Source organism: Sphingomonas sp. 1185 (genome assembly GCF_040544655.1).
Classification (GTDB): Bacteria; Pseudomonadota; Alphaproteobacteria; order Sphingomonadales; family Sphingomonadaceae; genus Sphingomonas.
Genome location: NZ_JBEPKL010000012.1, coordinates 61,416 through 77,227 on the forward strand (window position 1 = coordinate 61,416; position 15,812 = coordinate 77,227).

The window sequence follows — 15,812 nt, forward strand, 5'->3', positions numbered from 1 at the left end:
ATAGCGCAAAGGCGATTCCCGGATTATGGCGCGAGGCATGACCGTGACCCGTTTCGCTCCCTCGCCCACCGGGCGGCTGCATGTCGGCAATATCCGCACCGCGCTGCACAACTGGATATATGCGCGAAAGGCCGGCGGGCGTTTCCTGCTGCGCATCGACGACACCGATGCCGAGCGGAGCGAGGAACGCTATGTCGATGCGATCCGGGCGGATTTGCAGTGGCTGGGGCTGAACCCCGATGCGGAGGTCCGCCAGTCGCAACGTTTCGCGCTGTACGAGGCGCGCTTCGCCGAGCTGGTCGCGAGCGGCCATGTGTACCCCGCCTATGAAAGCGCGCAGGAACTCGACCTGAAGCGCAAGATTCAGCTCGGGCGCGGCCTGCCCCCGGTGTACGACCGCGCCGCGCTGGCCCTGACCGACGAGGATCGGGCGAAGCTGGAAGGCGAGGGCGTTCGCCCGCACTGGCGGTTCAAGCTCGATCACGGCGCGGCGATCGAATGGGACGATGCGGTGCGCGGGGCCCAGCGTTTCGACCCCGCGACGATGAGCGATCCGGTGATCCGCCGCGCCGACGGCAGCTGGCTCTACATGCTCCCCTCGGTCATCGACGATATCGACATGGGCGTGACCCAGGTGGTGCGCGGCGAGGATCACGTCTCCAACACCGCGCTCCAGATCCAGATGTTCCAGGCGCTGGGGGCGGAATTGCCGCGCTTCGCCCATGCCGCGCTGCTGACCGGCAACGAGGGCAAGCTGTCCAAGCGACTCGGCTCGCTGGGCGTCGATCATTTCCGGGAGATCGGCATCGAGCCGCAGGCGGTGCGCGCGCTCCTCGCACGGATCGGGACCAGCGATCCGGTCGAGCCGGTCGCCGACATGGCGCCGCTGATCGCCGGGTTCGATTTCACGCGCTTCGGCCGGGCGCCCGCGCGGTTCGACGAGGGTGAACTGGCGCAGCTGAATGCGCGTATCCTGCACCAGACGCCTTACGAAGGGGTCGCCGAGCGGCTGCCTACCGGCATGGGCGAGGCGGAATGGGAGGCTGTGCGCCCGAACCTCGCCACCGTCGCCGAGGCGGCGGACTGGTGGCAGGTGATCGAGGGGCCGGTCGATGCGCCGGAGCCCGCCGGGGACGACCGCGCCTATCTGGCGCAGGCGGCGGAGGTCGCCGCACGGATCGACTGGGCGAACGACCCCTGGCACGCGCTGACCGCCGCGCTGAAGGACGCCACGGGGCGCAAGGGCAAGACGCTGTTCCTGCCGCTGCGCCTCGCGCTGACCGGCCGCGCGCAGGGGCCGGACATGGCCGCGCTCCTGCCGCTGATCGGGCGCGACCGGACGATCGCACGGCTGAACGGCTGATTGCGGCTTCGGCCTTTCATTACCGACCGCCCTCGCCCACATAGGGCGGGCAACACGTAAAGGAGCGTCTTTTGGCCACGTTGGGAATGTCGCCTGCCGAGAAGGAGGCCGTCACCGCCTTCCGCCGCGATGTCGTAGAGCCGTCGATGACCAAGCTGGTCATCCTCGATTTCTGGGCCGAATGGTGCGGGCCGTGCAAGGCGCTGGGCCCGACGTTGGAAAAGGTCGCCGCCGACTATGCAGACAAGGGCGTGGTGCTGGCCAAGATCGACACCGACAAGAACCAGTTCATCGCCAACCAATTCCAGATCCGATCGATCCCCACCGTCTATGCGATGTTCCAGGGCCAGCTGGTCGCCGACCTGACCAGCGCGCGCACCGAAAGCGCGTTGCGCGCGACGCTGGACCAGCTGCTCAAGCAGTTGCCGATCCAGTCGGAGGCGGCGGACGCGGCGGCCGAACTGGAACCGCTGATCGCGATGGGCGAGGAAGTGCTGGAGGCCGGTGACGCCGAGCGCGCGGTGTCGATCTTCCAGCAGCTGCTCGACATGGCGCCCGACCATCCCGCCGTGCTGTCGGGGCATATCCGCGCGCTGCTCGGCGCGGGCCGGGTCGAGGAGGCCGAGGCCGCGACCGAGGCGCTGCCGCAGGAACTCGCCAAAGACCCCGCCATCCACCGCGCGATGGCCGCCGTCGCGCTGGCGCGTTCGGCCCCGCCGGCGGCGGACTATGCCGGTCTGGCGGCCGAGGTCGCCGCTGATCCCGACGATCACGAGAAGCGGTTCGCGCTGGCGAACGCGCAGATGGCGGCGGGCGACCGTGACGGCGCGGCGGACAATCTGCTCCACATCGTCGCCGCCGACCGCAGCTGGAACGAGGATGCCGCGCGCCAGCAGCTGCTCAAGCTGTTCGAGGTGGTCGGCATGACCGACCCCTGGGTGTCACAGCAGCGGCGGCGGCTGTCCGCCATCCTGTTCGGATAACGCCCCATGGCGCGGCTCTCGATCTTTCCGCTGGCGGGTGCGATCCTCTTTCCGGGGATGCCGCTGCCGCTGCACATCTTCGAGCCGCGCTACCGGGCGCTCGTCTCCGACGCGATGGCGCGCGACCGGCGGATCGGCATGGTCCAGCCCTCGGGCGACGGCGACACGCCCAGCCTCTACCAGATGGGCTGTGTCGGCCGCATCGCCGAGGTCGAGGCGATGGAGGATGGCCGCTACAACCTCGTGCTGGAGGGGGTGTCGCTGTTCCGCATCGTCCGCGAGCTGACGGTGACGACGCCCTTCCGCCAGGTCGAGGCGGAGTTGCTGCCGGTGTTGGACGAGGATTTGTTGTCGCTGGGCCGCCGCGCCTCGCTGGAGCAGGAATCGCGCCGCTTTGCCGAGCTTCAGGGCTATGCGGTCGACTGGGACGCGGTCGGGCGGCTGGATGACGAAAGCCTGGTCAACGGCATCGCGCAGATCGCGCCCTTCGACATCGCCGCCAAGCAGGCACTGCTCGAGGCGCCCGACCTGGAGCAGCGCGCCGAGCTGATCATCCAGTTGATGCAATTTTTCGGTCGCCATGACGGCGAGGATCGGGTGACGCTGCAATGAGCCTGGACCCCTGGCTGCTCGAACGGCTGGTCTGCCCGGTGACGCGGACGCCGCTGCGCTATGACGAAGCCGCGCGCGAACTGGTGTCGGAGGCGGCGGGGCTGGCCTATCCGATCCGCGACGGCGTGCCGGTGATGCTGGTCGAGGAAGCGCGGGAAATCTGATCCCCAATCTGCACCGCACCTCCGTTCGCACTGAGCGAAGTCGAAGTGCACGTTCCGCGCTCATTGCGAAGGTTTCCCTTAGCCTTCGACTTCGCTCAGGCTGAACGGAGGGTGGGGGTGGTCAGATCAGCCTGCCCACCAACGCCACCAGCACGATAACCAGCGCCGCCACGCTCGAATAGAAAGTGAGCGCGAACCCGAACGCCCGCGCCGCCGCACCGCGCGCGTAACTCGCCCAGAACAGCGTCCGCCCCACCGAAAACAGCGCCGCCAGCATCGGCACCATCGCGCCCGACCCCTCGACCACCCAGGCGAGCGCTAAATAGGCCGGGATCGCCAGCATCACCTGTTCGAGGGTGTTGCGCAGCACGGCATTGGCGATCGCGACTCGCGGCGAATCCCCGCTCCCGCTGGCTGCCGCATCGATGTCGGCGGGCGATTCGAAGCGGAGCGCCGCGACATGTCCGATCGCCGCCGCCAGCCAGAGCGCCGCCACCGTGGCCGCCGCTACCGCGCGGAGCACCCGGTCCGCGGGCGACAGGACGGGTGCGATACTCCAGCCAATCGCCAGTGTCAGGACCACGACGGCCAGGGCCGCCCCCATGCCGCGCGCCACGCCGGATTGGCGGCGGTCGTGAATCGGAGCCCGAACGGGGCGGGTGGGGCGACCAGGATAATCAGGCCCAGGGATCATAACTGCCGAAACTCCAGACATGGCCTTCCGGGTCCCGCACGACATAGCCGCGCCCGCCATAGGGCTTGTCCTCGGGTTCGGCGATGATCGTCGCACCGGCGGCGCGTGCCCGCTCGGCATGGGTGTCGACATCGGCGACGACCAGATACAGGTCCATCGTCACCCCGCCCGCCTGGGTCGGCGTCTTCGATCCCGCCACGACGGCATGAGGCGTGAACAGCGCGCTCGCCACCATCACCATGCGGTCCTGCCACACCAGTTGGGCATGATGGATAATGGTCGGATCGTCGGGATCGGCAAAGACCGCCTGCCGCACGAAGCCGAAGGCGGTGCAGAGAAATTCGATGGCGCGCGGGGCATCCTCGTACCGGAGGCAGGGAATGATCTCGTGCCGCATCGAATCGCTCCCGATCGGTTACACCATCACGCCTTGCAGCAATCGGGGAAGCTGCCCGGTCTCGCCACGCGCCTCGGCCATGAAGCGGTTCTTGAGCGGCGGGATATGGTTGATCGCGGTGATGCCCAGCCGCCGGACCGCGCTGGCGGTCTTGCCGGGCACGCTGAATATTCGGTTGAAGCTGTCGGTCGCCACCGAGACCATCAGCGTGTCGAGCCCGCGCCACTGCTGATAACGCTGAAGCAGCGCGGCATCGCCCAGGTCCATGCCGGTCCGCTTGCCCTCGACCAGCACCTCGACCAGCGCGGCGACGTCGCGATAGCCCAGATTCACGCCTTGGCCCGCGATCGGGTGGATGCCATGCGCCGAGTCGCCGACCAGCACCAGCCGCTCGCCGGTCATCGTCGCGGCGCGGTGGAAGCCCAGCGGATAGGCCGAACGCGGGGACGCATGGCTGAGCTTGCCGAGGAATCCGCCCATGCTCTTCTCCGCCTCGGCCAGGAAGGCGCGGTCGGACAGTTTCAGCATCGCGTCGCCGTCGCGCCCCGGCACCGACCAGACGATCGCCGAGCGATGCCCGATCTCGTCATCGGGCAGGGGCAGCAGCGCGAACGGGCCGCTGGGATAGAAGATCTCGAACGCGATATTCTCGTGCGCCACCTCGTGGTGGAAGGCGCTGATGATCGCCTTATGGTCATAGGACCAGCGCGCGACCTTGATCCCCGCCGCCTCGCGCGTCGGCGACTGGCGACCCTCGGCGGCGACCAGCAGCGGCGCGCGGACGGTGGTGCCGTCGCTGAGAATCGCGGTGACGCCCGCCGGGCCACGCTCGACCGACACCGCGCGGGTCTGCATCCGCAGGTCGACCCGTTCGGCTTCGTTCGCGGCCTCGTGGATCGCGCGGCGGAGCAGCTTGTTCTCGAACATCGTGCCCAGCGCGCCGTCATCGGCGTCGGGAATGAAGTCGAGCGCGCCCGGCTCCAGCCCGTCGCTGACCCGGATGTGCCGGATCTCGCAACCCTTGCCCGCCAGCTTCGCGCCGATCCCGATCGCATCGAGCATCCGCCAGCTGGCCGAGGCGACCGCCGAGGCGCGCCCGTCGAAACCGGGGGCCAGCACGACCGCCGGATCGGCCGGATCGACGATGATCGAAGACAGGCCATGCGCGGCCAGACCGACACCCAGAGTCGCGCCGACCAGGCCGCCGCCGAGGATGATGACGTCGCTATCCATGCGCATGCTCCTAGACCTTCATGCGGCGGCAAACAATGTGCAGACCGTCCCGCGCCTTGACGTAGGAACCGTCAGGGGCGATGAATTTTCCCGCATTTTCGGACATTCCTGAAGGATTACATCCCATGGCCAGCCGCGCGCAGCCGGTTTTATGGCGCGAGACGGTGAAGGCGGGCGCGGTGCGCAGCGGCGCGCTGGTCGCCGCGATCGCGCTGTTCGCCGTCACGCTGATGCTGGTGCTGGCGCTGGCCAGCTACCGCGCCAGCGATCCCGCGCTCAACACCGCGTCGGGCGCGGCCCCCGCCAACTGGATGGGGCTGCCCGGCGCGTGGATCGCCGATATCGCGCTGACCCTGTTCGGGCCCGCCGTCGCGCTGATCCTGCCGGTCGGCCCGATCGTCGCGACCCGGCTGTGGCGCGACCGCCCGGCGGGGCGCTGGGTGCGGATGCTGCGCCAGGCGGTGATCGGCACCGCGATGATGGCGTGCGCGCTGTCCTTCGTCTCCGACTCGGCGGTGCTGGCGCTGCCCGCCGGATGGGGCGGGGTGATCGGCCTGTCGGTGGCCAGCCTGGTGCGCTGGGCGCTGGCGTTCAGTGGACAGGCGGCGGTCGTCACTTGGGGATCGGCGGCGATCGGGCTGGCGCTGGGCGTCGGCGGCGCGCTGATCTGGGGACGCAGCCTGGAACTCGACATCGCCGAGCGCGGACTGGCGCGCCTGCGCCGCCGTCGCGCCCTGAGCGAGGATGGCGAGGGCGTGGCCTGGGACGATGAGGATGCGGCGCTCTATGACGACGAGGAGGACGAAGAGGAGCCGCTGACCCTGGCGCGCAAGGCGGTGCCGGTGCGCGAGGATCGTCCCGCCCCCGTCATCGCCGACCGGCAGGTCGCCCCTGCGCCCGCGCGACCCAAGGCGGCGGCGGATCGCGACGCGCCCTATCAGCTGCCCGGCCTCGACCTGCTGACCCCCGCGCCGCCCTCTCCGGCGGGGACGATCGACAAGGCGGCGCTGGAGCGCAATGCGCGGCTGCTGGAAAACGTCCTCGACGATTTTCGCGTCCAGGGCTCGATCGTCGAGGTACGCCCCGGCCCGGTCGTCACCATGTACGAGCTGGAGCCCGCGCCCGGCATCAAGGCCAATCGCGTCATCGCGCTGGCCGACGACATCGCGCGCAACATGTCGGCGATCTCGGCGCGCGTCGCGGTGATTCCGGGGCGCAACGTCATCGGTATCGAGCTGCCCAATGCCAAGCGCGAGATGGTGTCGCTGCACGAACTCGTCGCGTCGCAGAGCTTCGCCGACCAGGCCGCGCAGCTTCCTATCATCCTGGGCAAGAATATCGCGGGCGACTCGGTGGTCGCCGACCTCGCGCCGATGCCCCATCTGCTGGTCGCGGGTACGACGGGTTCGGGCAAGTCGGTCGGCCTCAACGGCATGATCCTGTCGCTGCTCTACCGCCTGACGCCCGAGCAGTGCCGGATGATCATGATCGATCCCAAGATGCTCGAACTGTCGATGTATGACGACATTCCGCATCTGCTGTCGCCGGTCGTCACCGATCCGGCCAAGGCGGTCCGCGCGCTGAAATGGGCGGTCGAGACGATGGAGGACCGCTATCGGCAAATGTCCTCGGTCGGCGTGCGCAGCCTGGCCAGCTTCAACGACAAGGTGCGCGCGGCCAAGGCCAAGGGCCAGCCGCTGGGGCGCAAGGTCCAGACCGGCTATCACCCCGAGACCGGCCAGCCGGTCTATGAGGAGGAAAAGCTCGAATACGAACCGCTGCCGCAGATCGTGGTGATCGTCGACGAGCTGGCCGACCTGATGATGACGGCGGGCAAGGAAGTCGAATTCCTGATCCAGCGGCTGGCGCAAAAGGCGCGCGCGGCGGGCATCCACCTGATCATGGCGACGCAGCGGCCGTCGGTGGACGTCATCACCGGCGTCATCAAGGCGAACCTGCCGACCCGGATCAGCTTCCACGTCACCTCCAAGATCGACTCGCGCACCATCCTGGGCGAGCAGGGCGCCGAGCAGCTGCTGGGGCGCGGCGACATGCTCTACATGCCCGGCGGCAAGGGCATCGTGCGCGTCCACGGCCCCTTCGTCTCGGACGACGAGGTGCACCGGGTCGCGGACCATTGGCGCGCGCAGGGCCAGCCCGACTATATCTCCTCGGTCACCGAGGAACCGGCGGAGAGCTTCGCGCTCGACGGCGCACCCACGGGCGAGGATTCGGCCGAGGACCAGCAATATCGCGCGGCGATCCAGCTGGTGTGCGAAAGCCAGAAGGCTTCGACCTCCTGGCTCCAGCGGCAGTTGCGCATCGGCTACAACTCGGCGGCGCGGCTGATCGAGCGGATGGAGACCGACGGCATCGTCGGCCGACCGGACCATGTCGGTCGCCGCGAAGTGCTGCGCGATACCGAGGGGCATCCGATCTAGAGCCCGATCGCCGTTCAGAATTGCTTCTTCCCCTCTCCCCTGGACAGGGGAGAGGGTTAGCGAAGCTTGCCAGCGTGCTGGCTAGCGCAGCTTGGGTGAGGGGTTGAGCGAGCCCAAAGGCTCGCGCGCTCGCGGAGCGAGCGCCCACCCCTCACCCAGCTCCGACTAAGCCTTTGCTCTCGCAAAGGCCAAGTCTGCGCAACCCTCTCCCCTCTGCGAGGGGCGAGGGGAGGAAAGGCAGCGCTGAATGTCGACCGGCCCTAGGGGGGCAATGACGTTGCGTTGAATCCACGCGACCCCTCTCTTTGAGGGGCGGGGCGGGCAATTACCCCCAGCCTCCATTCGCACGGAGCAAAGTCGAAGGGCACGCCCGCCGCTCGCCTTGACGGATTCCCCGGGCCTTCGACGATGCTCTGGCCGAACCCAAGGATTACGGCGCGACCGGCTTCAACGTCGCCGAATCGATATGCCAGCGCAGCTGGTCCGCGCTCGCGCCCGGCACGTCGTTGACCCGTCGCACCACATATTGCCCGGCGAAACGCTGTCGCCGCCCATCGGTCAGCTGCGCATCGACGGTGACGGGAATGGTCGCATAGACCGATCCCGCCGCCCCTTCGCTGGGCGGCACCTGCCCGATCGTCACGCTGGTCGCGCGGGTCCGGGCGAAGCCCTTCTGGAAATCGGCGAAGCGCTGGCCGGGACGGCCATCGGGGCCCCATTGGGTCCAGGCGGTGGCATAGTCGTGCGCATTGATCGCCGCATAATAGCGCCGCACGACCGCCGCCGCCGCCGCGTCGCTCTTGGGGGCGACCGAACAGCCCGGCGTGGCCGCGGCATCGTCGCCCAGCAGCGCGCAGCTGCGGGCGATCTCGTCCTCGATCATCGCGCAGCTATTCGCCACGTTGCACGGCGGATGGGTGGCAGGGCTGACCGAGGTGCAGATCCTCACCAGCCGGTCGGCGGCGGCGCGACCCCGCTCGGCCGAGCAGGCCAGGGTCCGGTCGGGCTCGGCGGCGGTCTTGATCGGGGCGGGCAGGGTGCGGGGCGTGCCCGCCGGGCTGGCGGTCGGCGCGGGGGCCTGGGTCGCGGCGCTGTTGCGCAGGCTCCCCGCCTCACCGCCATCGCCGCACCCCGCCAGCGGCAGGGCGATGCCAAGGGCGATCCAATAGGGGGAGCGGATCATCGCATATCTCCGGAGCGTGGACCCGGACCAACGCGTCGGCCGCGATCGGGCTCCGTTCAGATGGAAGGCGTGGTCGGCGCAGGGGTGGTTGGCGGGGGCGTGTCCTCGGCGGCGGGCGGGGGATTGCCCGTCGCGGCCGCCGGGCCGGGCACCGTCACCGGGCTGGTGATGATCGGCGACGGCGTGGCGATCGAGGCGACCAGCGCGGCATTCTCGATCAGGTCGAGCGCATGGCGGGCCAGCACATAGCGCCGCGCGGCGCGCTGCCAGGTCTGGGCGGTGGCGGCGCCGGGCAGCCGGGTCACTTCGGCCCGCGCCGCCTCGACCTGTCCGCCGTCGAGCAGCCGCTGCGCGCGCGCCAGCCGCTCGGTGGGATTGGTCGAGGGCGCCGTCGCCTCGCGAATCACGATCAGCCGACCCAGCTCCTGCCGCAGCCCTTCCCACCAGCCATTGCTGGTGTTGACGATCAGGTCGGGGCCCAGCGTGTCCAGCCCCTGGCGCAGCGTCTCCAGCGTCACCGGCTGGTGCGAGGCCATGATGAGCGCGGACACGGCGCGCGGCTCGCTGCCCCCGAAGCGGATGCGGAGCTGTTCCTCCAGATAGCCCAGCGGCTGCCCCCGATCGATCGCGCGCCGTGCGGCGGCGGCGACCAGGATCGATTCGGCGCGGGCGGCCTGGGTGCCCGCCGCCGTCGAGTCGGTCGCGATCGCGGCGGCGCGCGCCTCCAGCGTGGCGAGTTGCGCGGCCAGCGCGGCTTCTCGGGTGGCGAGCGCGACCGGATCGGCGGCGGCATGCGCCGCCTCGGTGGCGGCGGTATCGGTCGCGGTGCCGGACTTGGCGGCGGTGGCGTGCGGCGCGGTGGCGGTGGTGCCGCCGAACCAGCTCAGGTTGCGCATCGCATAGGCCATCAGCAGCAACCCGGCGGCAAAGGCGAGCAGGACCAGCGCGATGGTCGCGCCCGTACGGGGCCCGCGCGACGGCGGTCGGTCGGAAGGCGCGAATTCGTTCATGCCCCGCTTATCCCCGTGGTGGCGGTCCGGGTCAACGCCCGCGCGGCGGCGACCATCGCGGCGTCGCGCGGGGCGGCGACGATCCGGCTGGCCGCCCAGCCCTCGCCCGCCGCCGCCGCCGTCTTCGCGCTGATCGCGACGATCGCCACCGCCGCGCGCGAAACCTCCGCGTCGTCGACCAGCATGGCCAGCCGCGCCGCCGCGCGCGCCGAATGGAGCAGCACGATCGTCCCCGCCAGCGCGCGGACCGCGTCCCGGTCGACCGCCACCAGCTCGGCGGCATAGACGGTGCGGACCATCGCCCCGGTTTCCACCCGGTCGCGCCCCGCCAGATGGAGCAGCCGGGCCAGCCCCGCCGCGCGCGCCTGCTCGACCACGGCGGCGGCATCGCGCTCGCCGGTCAGCGCCACCGTCAGGCCCGCCGCACGCGCCGCCTCGGCGGTGGCGGGGCCGACCGCGACGACGGGCTTGTCGCTGAACGCGGCCAGACCCGGCCCGGCCAGCCGCACCGCCTGCGCGCTGGTGAAGAGCAGCGCCCCCACATCGTCCGGCGCGGGCGGCGTCCAGGCGAGTGCCTGCGCCGCGAAGAAGGGGAGCGCGCGCGCCGTCAGCCCCTGGGCGCGCAGTTCGGCGATCGTCGCGGCATTGCCGGGCTCCGGCCGGACCACGACGACCGTCATCGCCTCAGCCGCCCGCGAACAGGCGGCGCACCACGGGCGGCGCGCGGTCGAGCAGATCGGTGGCCAGCCGCGCGCCCAGCGCCTCGTCCAGCCCGCCCTCGACCCAGCCGCTCACCCGCGCCGAGCCGTCCTCAGCCAGCAGTTCGGCGCGCAGGGTCAGCATTTCCCCCGACAGCGAGGCGAGCGCCGCGACCGGGCTGTGGCAATCGGCCTGAAGCGCGGCGAGCAGTGCGCGTTCGGCCATGACGCAGGCATGGGTCTCGGCATGGTCGATCGACCCGATCAACATGGTGGCAGCGGCATCGTCGGCGCGCGTCTCGATCCCGACCGCGCCTTGCGAGGGGGCGGGGAGCATCTGGTCGGTGGGCACGGCGTGGCCGACATCGCGCCCCAGCCGGTCGAGCCCGGCGGCGGCGAGCAGCGTGGCGTCCATCTCGCCGCTGGCCACCTTGGCAAGCCGCGTATCGACATTGCCGCGCAGCAGGGTGATGGTCAGGTCGGGCCGGTGCGACAATAGCTGCGCGCGGCGGCGCGGACTGCTGGTGCCGATGACCGCGCCGGGACGCAGACCCGCGATCGTCTCCGCGCCGATCAGCCGGTCGCGGACGTCCGCGCGCGGCAGCATCGCGGCGATGTGCAGCCAGTCGGGGCGGACCGTCTCGACATCCTTCATCGAATGGACCGAGGCATCGATCTCGCCATCGAACAGCGCGCGGTCCAGTTCCTTGGTCCACAGCGCCTTGCCGCCGATCTCGGCCAGCGCCCGGTCCTGCACCCGGTCGCCGGTGGTCTTGATCGGCACGATCTCGACCGCGTCCTCGTCCCATCCTTGCGCCTCCGCCAGCGCGGCGCGCACCATCTGCGCCTGGGTGAGGGCCAGCGGCGAACCGCGCGTACCGAGCCGAAAACGAACCATGATCCGGCCTTTGCCGCAATACGCCCCCCTTCGACAATAAGGATGCGAGGGGGTATGGGGTGGGCCATGCTGATCCTGGGACTGGAATCCTCGTGCGACGAGACGGCCGCCGCACTCGTCACCGATGACGGGCGCGTGCTGGCGCATCGTCTGCTGGGGCAGGAGGCGGCGCATGCCCCGTTCGGCGGCGTCGTCCCCGAAATCGCCGCGCGCGCACATGTCGAGGCGATGGAGCCGCTGGTCGCCGCCGCCTTTGCCGATGCGGGCGTGACCCTGGCCGATGTCGACGCCATCGCCGCGACCGCCGGACCCGGGCTGATCGGCGGGGTGATGGTCGGCCTCGTCACCGGCAAGGCGCTGGCGCATGCGGCGGGCAAGCCGCTGATCGCGGTCAACCATCTGGAGGGCCACGCCCTGTCGCCGCGCCTGTCCGACCGCGAGCTGGCCTATCCCTATCTGTTGCTGCTGGTCTCGGGCGGGCATTGCCAGCTGCTGCTGGTCGAGGGCGTCGGGCGCTATCGCCGGATGGCGACGACGATCGACGACGCGGCGGGCGAGGCGTTCGACAAGACCGCCAAGCTGCTCGGTCTCGGCTATCCCGGCGGTCCGCGCGTCGAGGTGGCGGCGCGCGAGGGCGATCCTCATGCGGTGCCGCTGCCCCGCCCGCTGAAGGGCGCGGCCGAGCCGCATTTCTCCTTTGCGGGCCTCAAGAGCGCGGTCGCGCGCGCGGTCGGGCATCATCGGCCGGAGGATATCGCCGCATCCTTCCAGCAGGCGGTGGTCGATTGTCTGCTCGACCGTACCCGCCGCGCGCTGGCCGAGGTTCCCCCCGTCACCGCGCTGGTCGTCGCGGGCGGGGTCGCGGCGAACGGGGTGATCCGGGGCGCGCTCGAGTCGCTCGCCGCCGAGCATGGCCTGCGCTTCGTCGCGCCGCCGCTATGGCTGTGCACCGACAATGCCGCGATGATCGCCTGGGCGGGAGTCGAGCGGTTCCGCGAAGGGCTGACCGATCCGCTCGACACGCCGGCGCGGGCGCGCTGGCCGCTCGATCCGGCGGCCGAGGCGGTGCGCGGCGCGGGGGTGAAGGCATGAGGATCGGGGTGATCGGGGCGGGGGCTTGGGGCACCGCGCTGGCGCAGGTCGCCGCCTATGGCGACCGGCCGGTGCGGATCTGGGCGCGCGACCCGGCGGTGGCCGAGGCGATCAACACCACCCATGCCAACCCGCTCTATCTGCCGAATATCGCCTTGGCGCCGGGTATCGAGGCGGTCAGCGATCCGGCGGCCATGGCCGATATGGATGCGCTGCTCGTCGTCACGCCCGCCCAGGCGGTGGGCGCGGTGCTGGCGACGATGCCGGTCGGCGCGACGCCGCTGGTCCTGTGCGCCAAGGGGATCGAGGCGGGGACGCGGCGGCTGGTCGGCGAGGTCGCCCGCGCGCTCCATCCCGACGCGCCGATCGCGGTGCTGTCGGGACCGACCTTCGCGCATGAGGTGGCGGCGGGGCTGCCGACCGCAGTGACGCTGGCCTGCGAAGAGCCTGCGCTGCGCGAACGCCTGTCCGCGCGCATCGCCGCGCCGCATTTCCGCCCCTATGCCACCGACGACGTGACGGGGGCGGAGATTGGCGGCGCGATCAAGAACGTCCTCGCCATCGGCTGCGGCGTGGTGGAGGGCGCGGGGCTGGGCCAGAATGCGCGCGCCGCACTGATCGCGCGCGGCTTTGCCGAGATGACGCGGTTCGGGCTGGCGCGCGGCGGACGTGCCGAGACGCTGGCCGGGCTGTCGGGCCTGGGTGATCTGGTGCTGACCTGTTCGTCGACCGCGTCGCGCAATTTCTCGCTGGGGGTCGGGCTGGGGCAGGGGCGCTCGGCGGCGGAGCTGCTCGCCGACCGGCGGACCGTGGCGGAAGGCGCCTTCACCGCCCCCGTGCTGCGCCAGGCGGCGATGGAGGCGGGAGTCGACATGCCGGTCTGCGCGGCGGTGTGCCGGTTGCTGGAGGGGGCGGCGGTGAAGGACATCATCGGCATGCTGCTGGCCCGGCCGCTCAAGGCCGAGGGGCACTGATCCCAAGTTCCGTTCGGCCTGAGCGAAGTCGAAGGCCAAGGGGCTCCGCCGCCAGGAAACCCCTTGTCTGGCATGATGGCGTGGCCTTCGACTGCGCTCAGGCCGAACGGAGTGCGGGAGGAGCGGGCAGGCGAAATTACCGCAACACCTGCCGCGCCAGCGCTCCGCATGCCGCATTCTGTGCCTTGGGCCCCGAATCGCCGGTGATCGCGCGGCCGATCGACTTGAAGATATTGCCGACCGACTTCACCTCCTTCGGGATGACGAGGTCGGGTTTCTCCAGCGTGCCCGTCACCGTCGCGGCCCCCGCCAGGCGCAGCACCCCGCCCTGTTTGGGCGCGCCAGTCAGCCGCAGCGCCAGCCGCTCGTCGGGGAAGGTGACGGTGCCCGTTCCGTCCAGCCGGCTGCGCGAGGTGTCGACGATCAGCGGATCGGCGCGGCCGGTGCCGTTCCGCATGTCCACCCCGACGATCAGGCAGCGCAGATTGGCCCGTTCCGACGATCCCGCCATCAGCGCCGCCCCGGCATCGAACCCCAGCGCCGCCGCATAGCGATCGGGCAGCGAGCCGTTCGCCACCACCAGCCCGATCCGCCCGTTCGACCGGCCGATGGCGTCCCGCACCGTCTCGCCCGCACCCGCCAGTTTCGCCCGCGCCGCGACCTGTCCGGTGATCTCGGTCTGGCCCGACAGCGACAGGACGCTCGCCCCGCTCAGCCGCAGGTCGAGCGTCAGTTGCGGCACCTTGCGCCCGCCGCGCTGGTCGATCACCGCGCGGCCGGTCACTACCCCTTGGCGCAGGGTCATGCGAATCCGGTCGATCGTCAGCTGCTGGTGGTCCATCGCCATCCGCCCGGTGAATTCGGTGATCGGCGAGGCGCCCTTGGCGCTGACCACCCGGCCGACGCGGAAGGCGATGGTGCCGTCGGTCGTGTCGATCTTGCCGATGTCGATCCGGGTGTTGGGCACCAGGCGCGGCCCGATCCGCCGTTCGAGCGCGGCGGCCTCGGCCAGCCCCTCGGGCGAGGACAGGTCGTCGAAATCCAACTGCCGCGCGGTGACGTCGCCGTCCAGGATGGTGCGCCCCTGCCGCTTGTCGACGGTCAGCCGGCCGCTCAGGTCGGAGCGTCCGATCCGTCCCTTCAGGTCGGTGATCGTCCAGCGCGGGCGTTGATGCTCGACATGCGCGGCCAGTTCGACGGTACCGGTCTGGAACAGCCCCGCCTCGATCACCGCGTCGATCCGCTTCAGATCGTCGGCCCTGGCCGTCAGGTCGAGCGTCATCGCATCGGTGTCGAGCGGCCGCGCCATCGTGCCGGTCGCCTTCATCGACAATTGCGTGCCGCTGATCGTCGCCTGGAAGGGCCAGCGCCCCGGCTTCACCGCCGCGCCGGTAAAGGCGATGCGGATCGGCGCGCCGCGCACCGTGCCATCGCCCTCGGCCCGCACGCCCTTGTCGGGATTGGCAGCGATGCGCAGCGTGGCGGTCCGGTCCTGCTTGGCGTCGCGATATCCGATCACGCCGTCGGTGATGGTCAGCCCCTGGAGATCGGTGGATCTGCCCCCTTCCTCGGGCTCGCCGGGGCGCGACCAGTTGGTCCGGCCCTGCTTGTCGCGGACCAGCGCCAGCCGCAGTCCCGAGACGCGGATATCCTCGGGTACGAAACGGCCCGTCAGCAGCGGCCAGACCGAGAAACGGATTTCGGCGCGCGACAGGCGGACGAAATCGCCGCGGCCCGCCCAGTCGGCCTGCGGGATACGCAGATCCTCGACCGCGATGACGGGGTGAAAGCCGATCGCGTCGACCCGGTGGACCGAACCGATCGTCACCGGCCGCCCGAATCGCTCGGTCGCCTCGCGCGTCACCGCCCCGCGCAGCACGCCCCAGGGAAAGACCGCCAAGACCAGCACCAGCACCAGCACCAGCGGCAGCGCGACCAGCACCCCCACCGCGATCCTCACCCAGCGCCGCCGCCCCTCCGGGCGATTCTTCACCTGAATCATGACGACGGGACGCGCAGACCGGCGGTTCGTTCCACCTGCGTCAGGACCGGACGGCGCGATGATTGCCC

15 protein-coding genes are annotated in these 15,812 nt (G+C 70.8%); 7 read left to right on the forward strand and 8 right to left on the reverse strand.

What is annotated here, in order from left to right:
- Positions 1–37 precede the first annotated feature (37 nt).
- The 4 genes from gltX to ABIC44_RS10275 all read left to right on the forward strand — a co-directional run bounded on the left by gltX (position 38) and on the right by ABIC44_RS10275 (position 3,122).
- A complete protein-coding gene (gene gltX, locus ABIC44_RS10260) occupies positions 38–1,363 on the forward strand; it encodes a glutamate--tRNA ligase (protein ID WP_354295247.1) in 1,326 nt (441 codons plus the stop codon).
- Positions 1,364–1,449: 86 nt separating this feature from the next.
- Positions 1,450–2,346, forward strand: coding sequence for a tetratricopeptide repeat protein (locus ABIC44_RS10265; protein WP_307104684.1), 897 nt, complete (start codon positions 1,450–1,452; stop codon positions 2,344–2,346).
- Between the two features lie 6 nt (positions 2,347–2,352).
- Positions 2,353–2,958, forward strand: coding sequence for an LON peptidase substrate-binding domain-containing protein (locus tag ABIC44_RS10270; RefSeq protein WP_354295248.1), 606 nt, complete (start codon positions 2,353–2,355; stop codon positions 2,956–2,958).
- Positions 2,955–3,122, forward strand: coding sequence for a Trm112 family protein (locus ABIC44_RS10275; protein WP_354295250.1), 168 nt, complete (start codon positions 2,955–2,957; stop codon positions 3,120–3,122). The genes ABIC44_RS10270 and ABIC44_RS10275 overlap by 4 nt, the downstream gene beginning before the upstream one ends.
- Positions 3,123–3,243: 121 nt before the next feature.
- On the opposite strand, the gene ABIC44_RS10280 is transcribed toward ABIC44_RS10275, so the two are convergent.
- The 3 genes from ABIC44_RS10280 to ABIC44_RS10290 form a co-directional block, all read right to left on the reverse strand.
- Positions 3,244–3,726 (reverse strand): MAPEG family protein, encoded by a 483-nt coding sequence (locus ABIC44_RS10280; RefSeq protein WP_354295252.1) that lies wholly within the window; start codon positions 3,724–3,726, stop codon positions 3,244–3,246.
- A 73-nt stretch (positions 3,727–3,799) separates the two neighbouring features.
- Positions 3,800–4,213: a VOC family protein gene (locus ABIC44_RS10285; RefSeq protein WP_354295253.1), complete on the reverse strand. Its 414-nt coding sequence runs from the start codon at positions 4,211–4,213 to the stop codon at positions 3,800–3,802.
- A gap of 18 nt (positions 4,214–4,231) precedes the next feature.
- The gene (locus ABIC44_RS10290; protein WP_354295254.1) at positions 4,232–5,446 is read right to left on the reverse strand and encodes a UbiH/UbiF/VisC/COQ6 family ubiquinone biosynthesis hydroxylase; all 1,215 of its coding nucleotides are present in this window, start codon (positions 5,444–5,446) and stop codon (positions 4,232–4,234) included.
- A 125-nt stretch (positions 5,447–5,571) separates the two neighbouring features.
- Between ABIC44_RS10290 and ABIC44_RS10295 the strand changes: the two genes are divergently transcribed.
- A complete protein-coding gene (locus ABIC44_RS10295) occupies positions 5,572–7,887 on the forward strand; it encodes a DNA translocase FtsK (RefSeq protein WP_354295255.1) in 2,316 nt (771 codons plus the stop codon).
- Positions 7,888–8,317: 430 nt separating this feature from the next.
- On the opposite strand, the gene ABIC44_RS10300 is transcribed toward ABIC44_RS10295, so the two are convergent.
- The 4 genes from ABIC44_RS10300 to hemC are packed head-to-tail and all read right to left on the reverse strand — an operon-like array spanning position 8,318 to position 11,676.
- Positions 8,318–9,070, reverse strand: a complete 753-nt coding sequence (locus tag ABIC44_RS10300) for a hypothetical protein (RefSeq protein WP_354295256.1) — start codon at positions 9,068–9,070, stop codon at positions 8,318–8,320.
- Positions 9,071–9,126: 56 nt separating this feature from the next.
- Positions 9,127–10,080 carry a hypothetical protein gene (locus ABIC44_RS10305; RefSeq protein WP_354295258.1) on the reverse strand — a complete coding sequence of 318 codons (954 nt, stop codon included), beginning with the start codon at positions 10,078–10,080 and terminating at the stop codon, positions 9,127–9,129.
- Positions 10,077–10,760, reverse strand: a complete 684-nt coding sequence (locus ABIC44_RS10310) for a uroporphyrinogen-III synthase (protein ID WP_354295259.1) — start codon at positions 10,758–10,760, stop codon at positions 10,077–10,079. Before ABIC44_RS10310 ends, ABIC44_RS10305 begins: the two co-directional genes overlap by 4 nt.
- Before the next feature lie 4 nt (positions 10,761–10,764).
- Positions 10,765–11,676, reverse strand: a complete 912-nt coding sequence (gene hemC / locus ABIC44_RS10315; RefSeq protein WP_307101708.1) for a hydroxymethylbilane synthase — start codon at positions 11,674–11,676, stop codon at positions 10,765–10,767.
- 66 nt (positions 11,677–11,742) lie between these two features.
- Between hemC and tsaD the strand changes: the two genes are divergently transcribed.
- Both tsaD and ABIC44_RS10325 read left to right on the forward strand, forming a co-directional pair.
- The gene (gene tsaD, locus ABIC44_RS10320; protein ID WP_354295260.1) at positions 11,743–12,768 is read left to right on the forward strand and encodes a tRNA (adenosine(37)-N6)-threonylcarbamoyltransferase complex transferase subunit TsaD; all 1,026 of its coding nucleotides are present in this window, start codon (positions 11,743–11,745) and stop codon (positions 12,766–12,768) included.
- Positions 12,765–13,742 (forward strand): NAD(P)H-dependent glycerol-3-phosphate dehydrogenase, encoded by a 978-nt coding sequence (locus ABIC44_RS10325; protein ID WP_354295261.1) that lies wholly within the window; start codon positions 12,765–12,767, stop codon positions 13,740–13,742. The genes tsaD and ABIC44_RS10325 overlap by 4 nt, the downstream gene beginning before the upstream one ends.
- A 136-nt stretch (positions 13,743–13,878) precedes the next feature.
- Here ABIC44_RS10325 and ABIC44_RS10330 read toward each other — a convergent pair whose 3' ends face one another.
- Entirely contained in the window at positions 13,879–15,744 is a 1,866-nt protein-coding gene (locus ABIC44_RS10330) for an AsmA family protein (protein WP_354295262.1), read from the reverse strand.
- Positions 15,745–15,812: the final 68 nt, after the last annotated feature.

Bases quoted from the DNA above. Each gene is read 5' to 3' on its own strand.
- gltX (WP_354295247.1), top strand. From the start codon at position 38: ATGACCGTGACCCGTTTCGCTCCCTCGCCCACCGGGCGGCTGCATGTC.
- ABIC44_RS10265 (WP_307104684.1), top strand. From the start codon at position 1,450: ATGTCGCCTGCCGAGAAGGAGGCCGTCACCGCCTTCCGCCGCGATGTC.
- ABIC44_RS10270 (WP_354295248.1), top strand. From the start codon at position 2,353: ATGGCGCGGCTCTCGATCTTTCCGCTGGCGGGTGCGATCCTCTTTCCG.
- ABIC44_RS10275 (WP_354295250.1), top strand. From the start codon at position 2,955: ATGAGCCTGGACCCCTGGCTGCTCGAACGGCTGGTCTGCCCGGTGACG.
- ABIC44_RS10280 (WP_354295252.1), bottom strand. From the start codon at position 3,726: ATGGGGGCGGCCCTGGCCGTCGTGGTCCTGACACTGGCGATTGGCTGG.
- ABIC44_RS10285 (WP_354295253.1), bottom strand. From the start codon at position 4,213: ATGCGGCACGAGATCATTCCCTGCCTCCGGTACGAGGATGCCCCGCGC.
- ABIC44_RS10290 (WP_354295254.1), bottom strand. From the start codon at position 5,446: ATGGATAGCGACGTCATCATCCTCGGCGGCGGCCTGGTCGGCGCGACT.
- ABIC44_RS10295 (WP_354295255.1), top strand. From the start codon at position 5,572: ATGGCCAGCCGCGCGCAGCCGGTTTTATGGCGCGAGACGGTGAAGGCG.
- ABIC44_RS10300 (WP_354295256.1), bottom strand. From the start codon at position 9,070: ATGATCCGCTCCCCCTATTGGATCGCCCTTGGCATCGCCCTGCCGCTG.
- ABIC44_RS10305 (WP_354295258.1), bottom strand. From the start codon at position 10,080: ATGAACGAATTCGCGCCTTCCGACCGACCGCCGTCGCGCGGGCCCCGT.
- ABIC44_RS10310 (WP_354295259.1), bottom strand. From the start codon at position 10,760: ATGACGGTCGTCGTGGTCCGGCCGGAGCCCGGCAATGCCGCGACGATC.
- hemC (WP_307101708.1), bottom strand. From the start codon at position 11,676: ATGGTTCGTTTTCGGCTCGGTACGCGCGGTTCGCCGCTGGCCCTCACC.
- tsaD (WP_354295260.1), top strand. From the start codon at position 11,743: ATGCTGATCCTGGGACTGGAATCCTCGTGCGACGAGACGGCCGCCGCA.
- ABIC44_RS10325 (WP_354295261.1), top strand. From the start codon at position 12,765: ATGAGGATCGGGGTGATCGGGGCGGGGGCTTGGGGCACCGCGCTGGCG.
- ABIC44_RS10330 (WP_354295262.1), bottom strand. From the start codon at position 15,744: ATGATTCAGGTGAAGAATCGCCCGGAGGGGCGGCGGCGCTGGGTGAGG.